Consider the following 14,729-nt stretch of genomic DNA (forward strand, 5'->3'; position numbering starts at 1 on the left):
CCTTTATAATCATTAAAAACCATTCACTTTAAGGGGATTTATGTTGAAATTATTCACTATGGCGAGCTTAATCGCGACAATCTTATTCAGTCATCTCAGCTATGCTAAATTCAAAGTTGTCACAACCTTTACCATTATTCAAGACATTGCACAAAATATTGCAGGTGATGCAGCAACCGTAGAATCTATTACCAAGCCCGGCGCGGAAATTCACGGCTATGAGCCAACGCCAAAAGATATTGTTAAAGCACAGTCTGCGGATTTGGTATTATGGAATGGGCTAAACTTAGAGCGTTGGTTCGTACGTTTTTTCCAGAATGTGCAAGATAAACCTGCCGTGGTGGTAACAGAAGGCATTCAGCCAATTTTTATTGCGGAAAGTGCCGAGAAAAAAATCCCAAATCCACACGCGTGGATGTCGCCAAGTAATGGGTTAGTTTATGTGGAAAATATCAAAAATGCGTTGATTAAATATGATCCACAAAATGCAGAAACCTACCGTCAAAATGCGGAAAATTATGCAAAAAAGATCCGCACTTTAGATAGCACACTTCGTCCTAAATTTGATAAAATTCCCCAAGCGCAGCGCTGGCTTGCCACCTCTGAAGGCGCTTTTAGCTATCTCGCTCAGGATTATGGCTTTAAAGAAGTGTATCTTTGGGCGATAAATGCAGAACAGCAAGGCACACCGCAACAAGTACGCCAGATGATCGATTTAATTCGCCAACATCACATTCCAGTGATTTTCAGCGAAAGTACCATCTCGCCAAAACCTGCTCAACAAGTGGCGAAAGAAAGCCACATTCATTATGGCGGTGTGCTATATGTGGATTCCCTTTCCAATGCCAAAGGGGCAGTTCCCACTTATTTAGATTTGCTTAACACCACGATAACAACCATTATTGAAGGATTTGAAAATGCCCAATAGTCAGCCCACCATTAAGGTACAGGATGTCACCGTCCGTTATAACAACGGACATACCGCCATTCATAATGTGTCTTTTCAATTACAAGGCGGGACAACCTGTGCATTGGTGGGCGTGAATGGGAGTGGTAAATCCACCTTATTTAAAAGTTTAATGGGATTGGTCAAACCACAACAAGGGCAAGTTTTGCTTTGTGATCAGCCAATTAAAAACGCACTAAAACAAAACTTAATCGCCTATGTGCCACAAAGTGAGGAAGTGGATTGGCAATTTCCTGTTTCCGTTTATGATGTAGTGATGATGGGGCGTTATGGCTATATGAATTTGCTAAGAATTCCCACCGCACTTGATAAACAAGAAGTTCAGCTTGCAATGACACGTTTAAATATTGCGCACCTTGCACAACGTCAAATTGGCGAGCTTTCTGGTGGACAGAAAAAACGCGTCTTTCTTGCGCGCGCACTTGCGCAAAAAAGCAAAATTATTCTGCTTGATGAACCTTTCACGGGCGTTGATGTACAAACGGAAGCGGCAATTATGGATCTCCTTGCCAATTTGCGTAAAGAAGGCTATTTAATTCTCGTCTCCACCCATAATTTAGGGGCAGTCCCTGATTATTGCGATCAAGTGATTATGATCAACCGCACAGTGCTTGCGCAAGGCAGTACTGCCAGCACCTTCACTCAACAAAATTTAGAACAGGTCTTTGGTGGTGTGTTGCGCAATGTCAAACTCAGCGCACGCGATCTACACGATGATGAAGATGAACGTACCGTTACCGTTCTCACCGACGATGAACTGCCTGCGGTGTTTTATGGACAAACTAAAAATGATCCACCTGCGCCGATTATTCGTGATTGTAATGTAGAAGATTGCCCGTGCCGTTCGACTAAAGAGAACACCCAATGATCGCCTTATTATTAGAACCTTTCCATTATGAGTATATGATCAATGCCTTTATATTAAGCGCAATGGTGGGAGGAATTTGTGCGTTTTTATCCGCCTATTTAATGTTGAAAGGTTGGTCATTAATTGGGGATGCCCTTTCGCATTCTGTTGTTCCCGGGGTTGCCATCGCCTATGCGTTCTCTTTCCCTTATGTAATCGGAGCATTTTTTTCAGGAATTTTAGCCGCACTTTCTATTTTATGGGTAAAATCCTTATCAAACTTACGCCAAGACGCGGTGATCGGGTTTATTTTTACCACCTTTTTTGCACTGGGATTATTTATTATTTCTCTCAATCCTACCGCCATTAACGTACAAGATATTGTATTAGGCAACCTTTTAGGCATTTCAGCAGAAGATATTTGGCAAGTGACAATCATTATTAGCATTTGTTTTATCCTATTACTGATTTTTTGGAAAGATCTGTTACTGGTCTTTTTTGATGAAATGCAAGCCTCCGCCGTGGGGCTATCACCGCATTATTACAAAATACTCTTTTTTACCCTATTAAGTGCTTGTGTGGTGGCTGCCTTGCAAACCGTTGGCGCAATTTTGGTGATCGCAATGGTCATCACACCGGGGGCAACGGCGTATTTACTCACGGATCGCTTTAAAACCTTAGTGATCATTGCAATAAGCCTTGGCATAGGGAGCAGTTTATTGGGGGTGTATATCAGCTATTATTTAGACGGTGCAACAGGCGGATTAATTGTGTGTTTTCAGACCGCACTTTTCTTAGCCGCGTTTTTCTTTTCCCCTAAATACGGCATTTTACGCCACACGCGTTCTGCTAATAAGGAGCAGGAATAATGAATTGGATTGACGTCGGACTGAACTGGTGGGTTGAACCGCTCAGTTATCCTTTTATGCAAAATGCGTTATTTATGGCATTAATCATTGCCGTGATTTGTGCTGTATTGTCTTGTTTTTTGATTTTGAAAGGCTGGTCGCTAATGGGCGATGCCATTTCTCATTCGATCTTACCGGGAATCGTGTTGGCTTATGTAGCAAGCATTCCCTTAGCCATAGGTGCATTAGTTTCTGGCTTATGCTGTGCTTTTGGCATTGGCTATTTAAAATCTCACAGCCGTATTAAGGAAGACACGGTGATGGGCATTATGTTTTCAGGAATGTTCGCACTGGGGCTTGTGCTATTTAGTAAGGTCGAGACGGAACAACACCTTTCCCATATTCTATTCGGCAATTTATTAGGGATTACCCCACAGGAATTAGTCCAAACACTGGTTATCGCCACGCTAGTTTTGTTGATTATCTTACTGAAAAGAAAAGATTTTTTGCTTTTCTGTTTTGATCCAAACCACGCGCGCGTAATTGGGCTTGCGGTAACAAAATTGCATTATGGTTTGCTGTTTTTGCTCGCCTTAACGATCATCAGCACAATGCAAGTGGTCGGGATTATTTTAGTCACCGCAATGCTGATTTCACCGGGGATCACCGCTTATGTGTTGAGTAAAAATTTCAACACAATGCTACTTATTGCCATTGCCACTGCCACAACAAGCAGTTTTCTTGGCGTAATTCTGAGCTATCATCTTGATGCGGCTACAGGCCCAACCATTATTTTGTTACAGGCATTAGGCTTTGTACTCGCGTTAGGCTATCGCAAACTTCGTCCAATTAACTAAGAAAACAGCGTTCTGTACCAATACAACAAGGTAAATTTTGCTTATGGCTTGGCTTCCCTCTCTTTCACCCGTTATAGGCTTGTGCAATAACGCGATATTCTGTTTATTTTATCTGTATTAAGTACGACGTACAGAAAAATCGTGGAAAACTGCATCACCAAGATAATCTTCCATAATGACCTGTTTCACCACCGCACTGGGTGAGCCACGTTGTAACCATTGATAAAGTTGGGTTAATTGTTGTTCTGAACCTTTCGCAATAACCAATACACTTCCATCTGAGCGATTTTTTACCCAGCCCGTTAGCCCGATTTTTGTGGCTTCTTTCCAAGTAAAATAGCGAAACCCTACCCCTTGCACACGCCCATAAACGGCAAATTTTTTTACGTTCATTTTCCTTCCTAATGATCCAAATCATTCCAATGTCATTTAACTGCGCAAATTTCAAGCAAAAATAAAATTTTTTATTTTCATTTTTGCCAAATTAGCATAGCATAGCCAAGTCCACTTTAAATGATTAAAGTGAATCAAAATAAAACATTATCCCTTATATGAAAGGAGCGAATATGAAATTTCGTTTTGCTGCATTAGCTACCGCAGCGTTATTCACTAGTACAGCAAGTTTTGCTGGAATGGTAACCAGTTCATCTAATGTTGATTTTTTAGCCATTGACGGACAAAAGGCAAGTAAATCTCTTTTAAAATCAACAAATTCTTTTAAAGCTAATGATACACAACCCCACCAAGTTGTGGTGCGTGTAAGTGAAGTGGTGAGATCGGGTGGTTCTGATCGGGCATTATTTGAATCCAATCCAATCATCGTCACCTTCCAAGGGACAGCAGAAGATGTTGTGATTTCTGCCCCACACCTTGAAGATGAGCGTGAAACTGAAGCTTATAATAAAAACCCTGTTGTTAGCGTAAAAACTGTTTCTGGAAAAAATGTGCCATTTAAACAGGATCTATTAAAACAGGAAGGTTTCTTACCCGGTTTAAATCTGATTGACAATCTTTCTGAGTACAACGCTTCAGGTGCGGTTGCTTCGGTATCTTCTTTTGCCACAACAGCAATGCCAGCAGCACTGCCTTCTGCAGCAAAAGCACAAAAAGGTAAAATTACCGTACAAGGTGAAAATGTGGTGGAACAGCAATTACAATACTGGTTCCAACAAGCAGATAAAGAAACGCAAACACGCTTCTTAAATTGGGCAAAAAAACAAAAATAATCGTAAATTATTATTGAGAAAAAGTGGGCTTTACGCTCACTTTTTGCTATCTGGAGGAAAAATGCAAAATACCACGCGACAGCTTACAGAAAATAAACATATTGCTTTGGTTGCCCACGATCACTGTAAACAAGATTTAATAAATTGGTGTAAAAAGCACCGCACTTTACTTTCTGCCCATATTCTTTATGGCACAGGGACAACGGGCAATTTAATCCAAGCAGAAACTGCACTTCCCATTACACCATTGTTAAGCGGTCCTATGGGCGGGGATCAACAACTTGGTGCATTAATTGCAGAACAGAAAATTGATGTGCTGATTTTCTTTTGGGATCCAATGAATGCCGTGCCGCACGATCCTGATGTCAAAGCCTTAATGCGTATTGCTACGGTGTGGAATATTCCTGTTGCAATGAATATCGCCAGTGCTGACTTTTTGGTGCAAAGTCAATTATTTAACCAAACTGTTGATATTCAAGTGCCAGATTATGCCAATTATCTCAAAGCGCGGTTAAAATAAATCTCGCGTTAATGCAATTTAGGGTATAAAAATGACAATTAATAACTGGCTAAATGCCAAAGTTATCGCAACCATTCCTGTTTTTATTGCAGTAAACATTGCTGCTTTTTCCGTTTGGTTATTTGATATTTCACAGCAAAGTATGCCTTTGGTGCTAGGCATTATTGCTGGCGGTTTAGCAGATTTAGACAATCGTTTAACTGGGCGGCTGAAAAATATTTTCTATACCCTACTTGCCTTTTCGGTATCCACATTGAGCGTTCAGCTCACACTGGGTAATGGGGTGGCATTTACTCTGTTGATGACGGTCATCACCTTTATTTTTACGATGATCGGTGCGGTGGGACAACGTTACAATACAATTTCTTTTGGTACGCTGGTGGTTGCCCTTTACACCACCCTCACCTATCAACCTGAAACCCTGTGGTATCTCAATTCCTTATTAATTTTATTAGGTACATTGCTATATAGCATTACCGCGATTATCGTTTATCTTTTTTTTCCTAACCGCCCAGTGCAAGATGCGGTGGCAAAATCTTTTTTAGCATTAGCTGAATATTTAGAAGCAAAATCCTTGTTTTTTGATCCCGATGATATTGATCAACTCGAAAGCAAGCAAATTACCCTTGCGATGAAAAATAGCCAACTGATTAATGCCTTTAATGCTTGCCGTACTGCGCTGTTTTACCGTATTCGCGGGCAATATCGCCACACGCGTACGACACAGATGATCAATTATTATTTTGCGGCACAAGATATTCACGAACGCGCTAATTCTAGCTATTTTAATTATCAAGTCTTAGCGCAACAGCTTAAAAATACGGATTTAATCTTTCGTATTCAACGCCTTTTAGAATTGCAAGCTCAAGCGTGCCGTGATTTTGCACAAAGCCTGCAACAAAATAGCCATTATCGCTATAACCCTCGTTTAGAACGTGCAATAGCTGGCGTAAATCAATCTTTTGAGCATTATGCGCAGCAGCATCAAGATGATACGCAAAACACCGCGATCAAAACCCTAATTAATAATTTACAAGGGGTGGACTGGCAGCTACGCCATTTAGGGCAAGCCCCTGAATCTTCTGAAACACATCACCGCTGGGTGAAAATTCACGATGATAGCGATGTAACAGGGCTAAAAAATATTTGGCTCACCATTCGTAGCCATTTAAGTTTTGATTCACAGCTTTTCCGCCACGCAGTCAGATTGTCGATTGTGGTTTTTGTATGCTGTACCATCGTAGAATTTTTACAGCTTTCACGTGGTTACTGGATTTTGCTCACGGCTGTCTTTGTTTGCCAACCGAATTATGCCGCCACGAAATTACGCTTAAAACAACGCATTATTGGGACTATTCTCGGGGTAATTATTGGGTCATTATTACCTTATGCCCACCCGACCTTAGCCTTACAGATGGGCTTGGTGGTAGCAACCAGTACGTTATTTTTCTTTTTCCGCAGTAATAATTACAGCTTTTCCACGTTTTTCATTACCTTACAGGTACTTATTAGCTTTAATATTATTGGCTTTGATATTCACTCTGCCCTTTATTCTCGCTTAATTGATACCTTAGCAGGCGCTTTTATTGCTTGGATTGCGGTTTCCTATTTATGGCCTGATTGGAAATATCTACAACTTAGCCAAGTGATTCACAAAGCCATTCAAAGTGATGGCAAATATTTGTTGTATATCATCAGCCAACTTCAATTTGGTAAATGTGATAACTTGCAATATCGCATTGCACGCCGAAAAGCGCACGAATATGCCACCGCGCTTAGCGCGACGATGTCTAATATGAATAGTGATCCAGAAAAATACAAAGATCACTTACAAGAAGGCTTTGAAATGTTAAAACTCAATTATTCCTTATTAAGCTATATTTCTGCTCTTGGTGCTTACCGCAAACATATTAAGCAAATTCAGCAAAATATTGATTTTATGGCAGAATATTATCCTATTGCGAAAAAACTGATCTACGCATTAGAGCATATTGAATCCTTATCTCAGCCTGTGTTTGACAAGCTGCAAAAAAACATTCATCAATCCTTGCAACAACTAAATGAGCAACAAGGAGAAAAACTGAGCCAATCTGAAGTGGGCATTCCAATTCAACAGCTTAATATGATAAGCCAAATCTTGCCGCATATTTATGTGATTTTTCATAATAGAAAATACGCACAAGCACATTAAAATAGAAAAGAAAAAAGGCAAAGTGCTAAACTTTACCTTTTTCTTAAAGGATATGAACTTACTTTATCTATTCTACAACTGGGACGATTTTGGTTGCGTGCGAGCCTTTATCACCGTGTACCGCTTCAAAATTGACTTTTTGCCCCGCTTTTAAAGAACGATAACCCTCCATTTCAATCACAGAATAATGCGCAAAAATATCTGCATCATTCCCTTCTGCTGAAATAAATCCAAACCCTTTTGCGTTATTGAACCATTTAACAACACCAACTTCCATAATAAACATTTCACCTCTAAATGGATTTTCTATCTCTGATAGAATTTTGAAAACCAATAAAGCACTCGCCTTATTCCCTAATTTTTCGAGTAAATATTCAAATAAATTTCTCTTTTTCGCAAGAACCAATCTTCTAAAATCAAACAGAGATCACAAAATTTCTTTATATATGTGTTGCTTACACAGTTCAGCAAATAAAAAATTACTCCAAAAATTTTTATTTAGGTATGAAATTATTCCTTAACAGAATGGTTTTCTACGTTTTGTTGGTGCTGTTCGCGTAGTGCTTTGGCGACAATCGTAATTGCCTCACCACTACTTATGCCTTGTTCCATTAATGCCTGAATTTTTTCCACCGCTTCTTGCTGTTGTTCGTGCGTTAAACTTAATAATGCGTGATCTAACATAATTTACCTTTATTCGCTTAAAAGAAATCAGTAATATACCAACAAAATTCGCAAACACAACATAAGAGGAAAAATTATGCCCTTTAACTTAAAAAACCGTCATTTACTGAGCCTTGTACACCACACCCCACAAGAAATTCAATTTTTACTGCAACTTGCTAAAGACTTAAAACAGGCGAAATATACAGGCACAGAGCAGCCTAAATTAAAAGGCAAAAACATTGCCTTAATTTTTGAAAAAACCTCTACCCGCACACGCTGTGCCTTTGAAGTGGCGGCTTATGATCAAGGTGCAAATGTAACCTATATTGATCCCAATTCTTCGCAAATTGGACATAAGGAAAGTATGAAAGACACCGCGCGTGTATTGGGGCGAATGTATGATGCCATTGAATACCGTGGTTTTAAACAAGCCGTTGTGAATGAACTGGCAGAATATGCTGGCGTGCCTGTGTTTAATGGGCTAACCGATGAATTTCACCCAACCCAAATGCTGGCGGACGTACTTACAATGATGGAACATTGTGATAAGCCATTGTCTGAAATTCGCTATGTGTATATTGGTGATGCACGTAACAATATGGGCAATTCCTTATTATTAATTGGGGCAAAATTAGGAATGGACGTGCGAATTTGCGCCCCAAAAGCCTTGCAACCAGAAGCAGAATTCGTGGTAATATGTCAAGAATTCGCACAGCAAACAGGGGCAAAAATCACCATTACAGAAGAGATTGATCTTGCCGTTAAAGGCGTTGATTTCGTTCATACTGATGTCTGGGTATCAATGGGTGAACCACTTGAAAGCTGGGGTGAACGCATTGAGTTACTCTTGCCTTATCAAGTTACCCTATCCCTAATGCAACGCAGTGGTAACCCTAAAGTGAAATTTATGCACTGCCTGCCAGCTTTTCATAATTGCGAAACCGAAGTAGGTAAAAAAATCGCCGAAAAATACCCGCACTTAGCAAACGGTATTGAAGTCACGGAAGAGGTGTTTGAATCACCAATGAACATCGCCTTTGATCAAGCAGAAAACCGTATGCACACCATTAAAGCGGTAATGGTCGCATCGTTAGCATAACAGCTTACCAACCTTTATCGCTTACCATAAAAAATGCCCTCCATCGGGCATTTTTTTATGCGAGTAATGCTAATAACTGCCCTACGGTATAAAATGAGCCAAACACGAGCAACACATCATTTTCTTGCGAATTTTGCACCGCACTTTGTAATGCCTGTGTCATTGATATTTCTGCAGACGCATTGATTTTTTTTCCTTGCGATAAAGCAAGCTGGTTCAATTGTATCAGTAACTCATCGCTGCGCTGTCCTCGTGCAACGGATAAACTCACGCAATGCCATTCATCTATAATATCAAGCAGTGGGGAAAAAACACCTTGCGCATCTTTGTCTTTCAAAATACCACAAACGGCGAGAATACGTTGTGTCGGTTTTTTAAGTGCGGTGAGTTTTTCCGCTAAATATTTTGCTGCGTGCGGATTATGCCCGACATCAACGATCACCTGTGGCAATGTTTTTTCGTCACAATGTAACAGCTTAGCCAAGCCTTGTCGTTGCTTACTCTCTAAAGACTGAAAACGTCCCGTAAGTTGCACATTTTGTAACGCTTCACGAATATGCTGTTCTGCAATGTGAAAAGGCAAATAAGGTAACACCGCTAAAGCCGTGGCGGCATTAGCAAGAGGAATATGCGGAAAAGGCAGATTTTCCAACCGCACTTTTTTGTTTTCACTTTCTTGATTATGACAGTGTTCACGTTGCCATTGCCAGCTTTGCGCGGTTTGGCTAAACGTCCAATCTACCCCACGACGGCTTAACTGGCAATGTCGCTTTTGTGCTTGTTCCAACATTGTGTTTGGCACATTAGGCTCACCAATAATGGCAGGTTTATTGGCACGAAAAATCCCTGCTTTTTCAAACGCAATTTGCTCACGGGTGTTGCCAAGAAAATCAGTGTGATCAATATCAATACTGGTAATCACCGCAATATCGCTATCTACAATATTGGTCGCATCTAATCGACCGCCTAGCCCAACCTCTAAAATAACGACATCTAGCTTAGCTTGTTTAAATAAATATAACGCCGATAAGGTGCTGTATTCAAAATAAGTTAAAGATTGCGTTTTATTCTGCTCAATAAAAGCAAAAGAGGCACTATGTTGCTCATCAGGTAATTCCTGATTTTGAATGCGAACACGCTCGTTGTAGCGAATTAAATGCGGTGAAGAATACACCCCGACGCGATAACCTGCGTTCAGCAAAATCTGCTCTAACAGGCGACAAGTTGTGCCTTTGCCATTTGTCCCACCAACGGTGATCACAAAGGGGGCAGGATTAAGCAAATCAAGTTGTTGTGCAACGGATTTAATGCGCTCAAGACCTAAATCAATGGCTTTAAAATGGCTTTGTTCTAAATAAGAAAGCCACTGCGACAAAGGCGAAGTGGCTGTTAAAGATAACTTAAAATTATTCATTCTCAGGAAGGTTTTCTACTAATTCAGCTTGCACAAAAGGAGAAGGCTTATTAGAAAGTTTCCCCAACAAACTCGCAAGGGTTTCACGCATATCGCCGCGTTTTACGATCATATCAATCGCCCCTTTTTCTAATAAAAACTCACTGCGTTGAAAACCTTCTGGCAGTTTTTCACGCACAGTCTGCTCAATCACACGCGGGCCAGCAAAGCCAATTAAGGCTTTTGGTTCAGCAATATTAATATCGCCAAGCATTGCAAAACTTGCTGAAACACCGCCTAGCGTTGGATCTGTTAATACAGAAATAAACGGCACGCCCTTTTCACGCATTCTTGCTAATACGGCACTGGTTTTAGCCATTTGCATAAGGGAAATTAAGGCTTCTTGCATACGCGCACCACCACTGGCAGAAAAACACACAAAAGGACAATTATCCTCAATGGCTTTTTCCGCTGCTTGTACAAATTTTGCCCCAACCACAGCCCCCATTGAGCCGCCCATAAAGCTAAAGTTAGACGCGGCAGCAACCACAGGCATCCCATATAATGTCCCCGCCATAGCAATGAGCGCATCTTTTTCACCTGTTTCTTTTTGTGCTGCGGTTAAGCGATCTTTATATTTTTTTAAGTCTTTGAATTTTAAAATATCTTTTGGTTCAAGATCGGCTGCAATTTCCACCGCACTTTCTTTATCTAACAATGCCAATAAACGGGTACGCGCATCAATACGCATATGGTGTCCACATTTTGGACAAACTTCTAAATTACGCGTTAATTCATCGCGATATAATACTTGTTCGCAAGAAGTACATTTTGTCCAAACGCCTTCTGGCACATTCGCCTTACGCGTATTTGACGCCGTATTCTTACTAAAAATTCGATCAATCCAGCTCATTTTAACCCTTTCTATTAACAAAAAATTCCGCTTATTAGACCATAATTTATTATAATATTCTAGCTTTTAAACATTATAACTGATCCGACAAATAAAGTGGTCCAAGCGCATTTTGAGGAATAGCAAATGATTCGGGATAATGAACTTGCACTAAATAAAGCCCTTCAGGTTTTGCAGTGGGCGCTGCCAGTTTGCGATCTTTCTGCGCCAGCAACCAACCTATCCATTCCACAGGCTGACGCCCTGCCCCGACTTCCATCAGACTTCCCACGATATTTCGCACCATATGATGCACAAAGGCATTCGCCTGAATATCCACAATAATGTATTTTCCTTGTCTGACCACATTTAAATGATGCACATTTCGCCACGGCGTATGCGATTGGCATTGTGCGGCACGGAAAGAAGAAAAATCATTTTCACCTAATAATGCTTGCCCAGCTTGGTGCATTAATCGGTGATCCAAAGGTTGATGATAATGCGTTACGCCTTCTGGTAAAATTGCGGAACGCAGTTTATTGTTATAAATCACATAGCGATAACGACGTGCAGTGGCACTAAAACGTGCGTGGAAATCATCATCGACCTGTTTTGCCCAAGAGACCGCAATATCATCAGGCAAATTGGCATTCACCCCAAAGCTCCACGCACTTTCTGCACGAATGGCATTGGTTTCAAAATGCACCACTTGCCCCGTTGCGTGAACACCTGAATCCGTCCTTCCCGCACAGAAAATTTGACATTCTTCATTCGCCACAAAAGAAATGGCTTTTTCCAACTGCTCTTGCACGCTTGTTACACGCTCTTGCCGTTGCCAGCCAAAATAATTCTTGCCGTTATATTCAATACCTAGGGCAATTTTCATTCTATATTAATCCTTTTAATTTATGTTTTGCACTTTGCCAAGGGAAAGGGGAAGGATAATTGTTTGCCATTATATCATTCCCCTGTTGAAAGAATTTTGCTTTTACCGAATCTATTCGATTTCCTAATCGATAATTTACAGTATATTCTCCAGTACAACATATTTTATATGATTGTTGAAGTAAACTTTGCGATAATAGCCTGTCCATAAAAGGGTGATAAAATATCTCTCCAAATTGCAAAGCCAAATGACGCGGTAAGAAGTAACAATTTGTATCAATTAAATGATACCCTCCCACACTAAGCCAAGCCCCTAAAGATTCACAATTATCCTGACAAATAAAATCCCCAGTTTGGGCAACGATATTACGTAATGCATAAGCCCAAAAATTAGCATTCTTTTCCTGTTGCAGGATGGAAGCAAAATATGCTATATGTTCGGGAGAGAACCAATTATCCTCATCAAGAAAGCATATCCAATCTCCCTTCGCTAAGAACAAGCCCATACCGTAAGAAGGATGCCCTAAAAGTGTATGCCCCCCGATATCTAAGGTTCTAGTACCAATATTATAGGGCAACTGCACTATATCAAGATGAGCATAATGGCGATAACGAGATAAAATCTCCATTGCTTTAGGTGCCTGTCCATCAACCATAATTAAATGTTGAATATAAGGATAACTCTGCTGTGCCACGGATTGAATTGCCTGGTTCAGATGAATATTGCCCGTAGTTGGTGTAATTACTGTAATTAATGGAAAATTCATTAAATCTCCTAAAAAATGCAATTTCGTCCATTATAAAGTAAATAAAAAAATATTTTTATCCAATAATCATAAAATGCTATGATCAAAAAATTTTGAACAATTGGAGTAAGAATGAAAGTGGGATTAGTGTTAGAAGGTGGCGCAATGCGTGGAATGTTCACTGCTGGCGTGCTTGATGTGTTTCTTAACGAAAATGTACATATTGACGGCATAGTGAGCGTATCAGCAGGTGCATTATTTGGCGTGAATTATCCTTCTAAGCAAGCAGGGCGTGTCATTCGCTATAACCTAAAATATTTAAATGACAAACGCTATCTCGGCTTAACTAGCTTAGTGACCACAGGCAATATTGTGAACAAGGATTTTGCCTTTTATCAACTGCCGTTTACGCTTGATCCCTTTGATAATGACGCCTTCAAGCAAGCGAATACTGATTTCTACGCCACGCTAACCAATATTGAAACAGGGCAAGCAGAATATGTAAAAATCACCGATCCTTTTGCTCAAATGGAAACCTTACGCGCCACTTCTGCAATGCCCTTTGTTTCACAATATGTTGAAATAAATGGTAAAAAATATTTAGATGGGGGCATTGCTGATAGCATTCCTTTAGATTTTTGCCAAACGTTGGGCTACGACAAAATCATCGTCATTTTGACCCGCACTTTAGATTATCGCAAAAAACCTTCAACAAAATGGCTGATTAATGGGTTCTACCGTCACTATCCCCGCTTGGCTGAAAAACTTATCCAACGTGCTGAAGCGTATAATCAACAAATTGAAAATATTATTAAGTTAGAGAAGGCGGGAAAAATTTTCGTCATTCGCCCATCACAAGATCTGAAAATTAAGCGTATCGAAAAAGATCCACAAAAAATTCAAGCGATGTATGAATTAGGGCTGAATGAAGCTGAAAAACAAATGGATAATCTTAGAGGCTATCTTAACGCATAGTGTGCTTGCGAGAAGAACACTATACATCAAGCAAAATTAAAATTGCGGCTTCCCCACCCCATTCTTTCGGCGCTTGGTGTAACGCGCGAACTCGCGGGTGCTGCACAAGCCAACGAGGGATTTGGCGTTTCAATGTATAAGTGCCATAGCCTGTCATAATGCTTGCACAATAGATATGCTCTTTTTCACAGGCTTGAATTAGCGCCGCGAGTTCCAATTTTGCTTTTTCTCGCGTTAAACCGTGCAAATCTAAAAATAATTCAGGTGAAAAATCACCACGACGTAATTGTTTCAGCAGATAAGTGTCTTCCCCTTCTCGCAAATACTTCACTGCGCCCTCTTCATTTAATAAAGGCTCATAATCATCAGAGAAAAAGAATAATGTATCTTCTGTTTCGCGTTGTTCCCGCTGTGCCTGTTTCTGTTTCGTTTGTCTATACATTGGCACGATTTCATTTTGTGTTAATGGTTTTACCCCGCGTATTGCATCACGAAATAATGCTTTTTCTTCATCATTTATCATATTCATTGCTATAAACTTCTTAGTATTACCCTATGTTATCGGCAGCCGAATTTCACATTATACAAAATCATATTTGCTATACGATATATGCAAC

The 14,729-nt window shown here is 40.2% G+C and carries 17 protein-coding genes; 9 read left to right on the forward strand and 8 right to left on the reverse strand.

The window, feature by feature from the left end:
• Window positions 1–40 precede the first annotated feature (40 nt).
• From L4F93_RS10985 to L4F93_RS11000, 4 genes are read left to right on the forward strand one after another with little or no spacing between them, the layout of a single operon-like run.
• Window positions 41–928, forward strand: a complete 888-nt coding sequence (locus L4F93_RS10985) for a metal ABC transporter substrate-binding protein (protein WP_395897669.1) — start codon at window positions 41–43, stop codon at window positions 926–928.
• A complete protein-coding gene (locus L4F93_RS10990) occupies window positions 918–1,835 on the forward strand; it encodes an ATP-binding cassette domain-containing protein (RefSeq protein ID WP_250350279.1) in 918 nt (305 codons plus the stop codon). The genes L4F93_RS10985 and L4F93_RS10990 overlap by 11 nt, the downstream gene beginning before the upstream one ends.
• Complete coding sequence (locus L4F93_RS10995) at window positions 1,832–2,683, forward strand: metal ABC transporter permease (protein ID WP_250350280.1); 852 nt, start codon at window positions 1,832–1,834, stop codon at window positions 2,681–2,683. Before L4F93_RS10990 ends, L4F93_RS10995 begins: the two co-directional genes overlap by 4 nt.
• Window positions 2,683–3,519, forward strand: coding sequence for a metal ABC transporter permease (locus L4F93_RS11000; RefSeq protein WP_250350281.1), 837 nt, complete (start codon window positions 2,683–2,685; stop codon window positions 3,517–3,519). Before L4F93_RS10995 ends, L4F93_RS11000 begins: the two co-directional genes overlap by 1 nt.
• Before the next feature lie 117 nt (window positions 3,520–3,636).
• Here the strand turns inward: L4F93_RS11000 and L4F93_RS11005 are convergent, their stop codons facing one another.
• A complete protein-coding gene (locus L4F93_RS11005; protein WP_250350282.1) occupies window positions 3,637–3,912 on the reverse strand; it encodes an acylphosphatase in 276 nt (91 codons plus the stop codon).
• A 173-nt stretch (window positions 3,913–4,085) separates the two neighbouring features.
• On the opposite strand from L4F93_RS11005, the gene L4F93_RS11010 reads away from it, so the two are divergent.
• The 3 genes from L4F93_RS11010 to yccS all read left to right on the forward strand — a co-directional run bounded on the left by L4F93_RS11010 (window position 4,086) and on the right by yccS (window position 7,456).
• A complete protein-coding gene (locus L4F93_RS11010; protein ID WP_250350283.1) occupies window positions 4,086–4,745 on the forward strand; it encodes a curli polymerization inhibitor CsgI-related protein in 660 nt (219 codons plus the stop codon).
• 61 nt (window positions 4,746–4,806) lie between these two features.
• Window positions 4,807–5,265 carry a methylglyoxal synthase gene (gene mgsA, locus L4F93_RS11015; RefSeq protein ID WP_250350284.1) on the forward strand — a complete coding sequence of 153 codons (459 nt, stop codon included), beginning with the start codon at window positions 4,807–4,809 and terminating at the stop codon, window positions 5,263–5,265.
• 37 nt (window positions 5,266–5,302) lie between these two features.
• A complete protein-coding gene (yccS, locus tag L4F93_RS11020; protein ID WP_250351693.1) occupies window positions 5,303–7,456 on the forward strand; it encodes a YccS family putative transporter in 2,154 nt (717 codons plus the stop codon).
• A 67-nt stretch (window positions 7,457–7,523) separates the two neighbouring features.
• Here yccS and cspD read toward each other — a convergent pair whose 3' ends face one another.
• Window positions 7,524–7,733 (reverse strand): cold shock domain-containing protein CspD, encoded by a 210-nt coding sequence (gene cspD, locus L4F93_RS11025; RefSeq protein WP_103852945.1) that lies wholly within the window; start codon window positions 7,731–7,733, stop codon window positions 7,524–7,526.
• Window positions 7,734–7,966: 233 nt separating this feature from the next.
• Window positions 7,967–8,140 (reverse strand): YoaH family protein, encoded by a 174-nt coding sequence (locus tag L4F93_RS11030; protein ID WP_250350285.1) that lies wholly within the window; start codon window positions 8,138–8,140, stop codon window positions 7,967–7,969.
• A gap of 76 nt (window positions 8,141–8,216) precedes the next feature.
• Here L4F93_RS11030 and L4F93_RS11035 point away from each other — a divergent pair, with 76 nt between their 5' ends.
• Complete coding sequence (locus tag L4F93_RS11035) at window positions 8,217–9,221, forward strand: ornithine carbamoyltransferase (RefSeq protein WP_250350286.1); 1,005 nt, start codon at window positions 8,217–8,219, stop codon at window positions 9,219–9,221.
• 55 nt (window positions 9,222–9,276) lie between these two features.
• On the opposite strand, the gene folC is transcribed toward L4F93_RS11035, so the two are convergent.
• From folC to L4F93_RS11055, 4 genes are all read right to left on the reverse strand, one after another.
• Window positions 9,277–10,635 (reverse strand): bifunctional tetrahydrofolate synthase/dihydrofolate synthase, encoded by a 1,359-nt coding sequence (gene folC / locus L4F93_RS11040; protein WP_250350287.1) that lies wholly within the window; start codon window positions 10,633–10,635, stop codon window positions 9,277–9,279.
• Window positions 10,628–11,527, reverse strand: coding sequence for an acetyl-CoA carboxylase, carboxyltransferase subunit beta (accD, locus tag L4F93_RS11045; RefSeq protein ID WP_250350288.1), 900 nt, complete (start codon window positions 11,525–11,527; stop codon window positions 10,628–10,630). Before accD ends, folC begins: the two co-directional genes overlap by 8 nt.
• A 73-nt stretch (window positions 11,528–11,600) precedes the next feature.
• Window positions 11,601–12,392: a tRNA pseudouridine(38-40) synthase TruA gene (truA, locus tag L4F93_RS11050; protein ID WP_250350289.1), complete on the reverse strand. Its 792-nt coding sequence runs from the start codon at window positions 12,390–12,392 to the stop codon at window positions 11,601–11,603.
• Between the two features lies 1 nt (window position 12,393).
• The gene (locus L4F93_RS11055; RefSeq protein ID WP_250350290.1) at window positions 12,394–13,158 is read right to left on the reverse strand and encodes a glycosyltransferase family A protein; all 765 of its coding nucleotides are present in this window, start codon (window positions 13,156–13,158) and stop codon (window positions 12,394–12,396) included.
• Window positions 13,159–13,269: 111 nt separating this feature from the next.
• Here L4F93_RS11055 and L4F93_RS11060 point away from each other — a divergent pair, with 111 nt between their 5' ends.
• Window positions 13,270–14,112 carry a patatin-like phospholipase family protein gene (locus tag L4F93_RS11060; protein WP_250350291.1) on the forward strand — a complete coding sequence of 281 codons (843 nt, stop codon included), beginning with the start codon at window positions 13,270–13,272 and terminating at the stop codon, window positions 14,110–14,112.
• Between the two features lie 19 nt (window positions 14,113–14,131).
• On the opposite strand, the gene smrB is transcribed toward L4F93_RS11060, so the two are convergent.
• Window positions 14,132–14,635, reverse strand: coding sequence for an endonuclease SmrB (smrB, locus tag L4F93_RS11065; RefSeq protein WP_250351694.1), 504 nt, complete (start codon window positions 14,633–14,635; stop codon window positions 14,132–14,134).
• Window positions 14,636–14,729: the final 94 nt, after the last annotated feature.

This window comes from Avibacterium sp. 20-132, from assembly GCF_023611925.1.
Taxonomy (GTDB): domain Bacteria; phylum Pseudomonadota; class Gammaproteobacteria; order Enterobacterales; family Pasteurellaceae; genus Avibacterium.

Coding starts and splice junctions, on each gene's coding strand:
- L4F93_RS11000 (WP_250350281.1), top strand. CDS start 2,683: ATGAATTGGATTGACGTCGGACTGAACTGGTGGGTTGAACCGCTCAGT.
- L4F93_RS11030 (WP_250350285.1), bottom strand. CDS start 8,140: ATGTTAGATCACGCATTATTAAGTTTAACGCACGAACAACAGCAAGAA.
- cspD (WP_103852945.1), bottom strand. CDS start 7,733: ATGGAAGTTGGTGTTGTTAAATGGTTCAATAACGCAAAAGGGTTTGGA.
- smrB (WP_250351694.1), bottom strand. CDS start 14,635: ATGATAAATGATGAAGAAAAAGCATTATTTCGTGATGCAATACGCGGG.
- mgsA (WP_250350284.1), top strand. CDS start 4,807: ATGCAAAATACCACGCGACAGCTTACAGAAAATAAACATATTGCTTTG.
- accD (WP_250350288.1), bottom strand. CDS start 11,527: ATGAGCTGGATTGATCGAATTTTTAGTAAGAATACGGCGTCAAATACG.
- truA (WP_250350289.1), bottom strand. CDS start 12,392: ATGAAAATTGCCCTAGGTATTGAATATAACGGCAAGAATTATTTTGGC.
- L4F93_RS11055 (WP_250350290.1), bottom strand. CDS start 13,158: ATGAATTTTCCATTAATTACAGTAATTACACCAACTACGGGCAATATT.
- L4F93_RS11010 (WP_250350283.1), top strand. CDS start 4,086: ATGAAATTTCGTTTTGCTGCATTAGCTACCGCAGCGTTATTCACTAGT.
- folC (WP_250350287.1), bottom strand. CDS start 10,635: ATGAATAATTTTAAGTTATCTTTAACAGCCACTTCGCCTTTGTCGCAG.
- L4F93_RS11035 (WP_250350286.1), top strand. CDS start 8,217: ATGCCCTTTAACTTAAAAAACCGTCATTTACTGAGCCTTGTACACCAC.
- L4F93_RS10985 (WP_395897669.1), top strand. CDS start 41: ATGTTGAAATTATTCACTATGGCGAGCTTAATCGCGACAATCTTATTC.
- L4F93_RS11005 (WP_250350282.1), bottom strand. CDS start 3,912: ATGAACGTAAAAAAATTTGCCGTTTATGGGCGTGTGCAAGGGGTAGGG.
- L4F93_RS10990 (WP_250350279.1), top strand. CDS start 918: ATGCCCAATAGTCAGCCCACCATTAAGGTACAGGATGTCACCGTCCGT.
- L4F93_RS10995 (WP_250350280.1), top strand. CDS start 1,832: ATGATCGCCTTATTATTAGAACCTTTCCATTATGAGTATATGATCAAT.
- L4F93_RS11060 (WP_250350291.1), top strand. CDS start 13,270: ATGAAAGTGGGATTAGTGTTAGAAGGTGGCGCAATGCGTGGAATGTTC.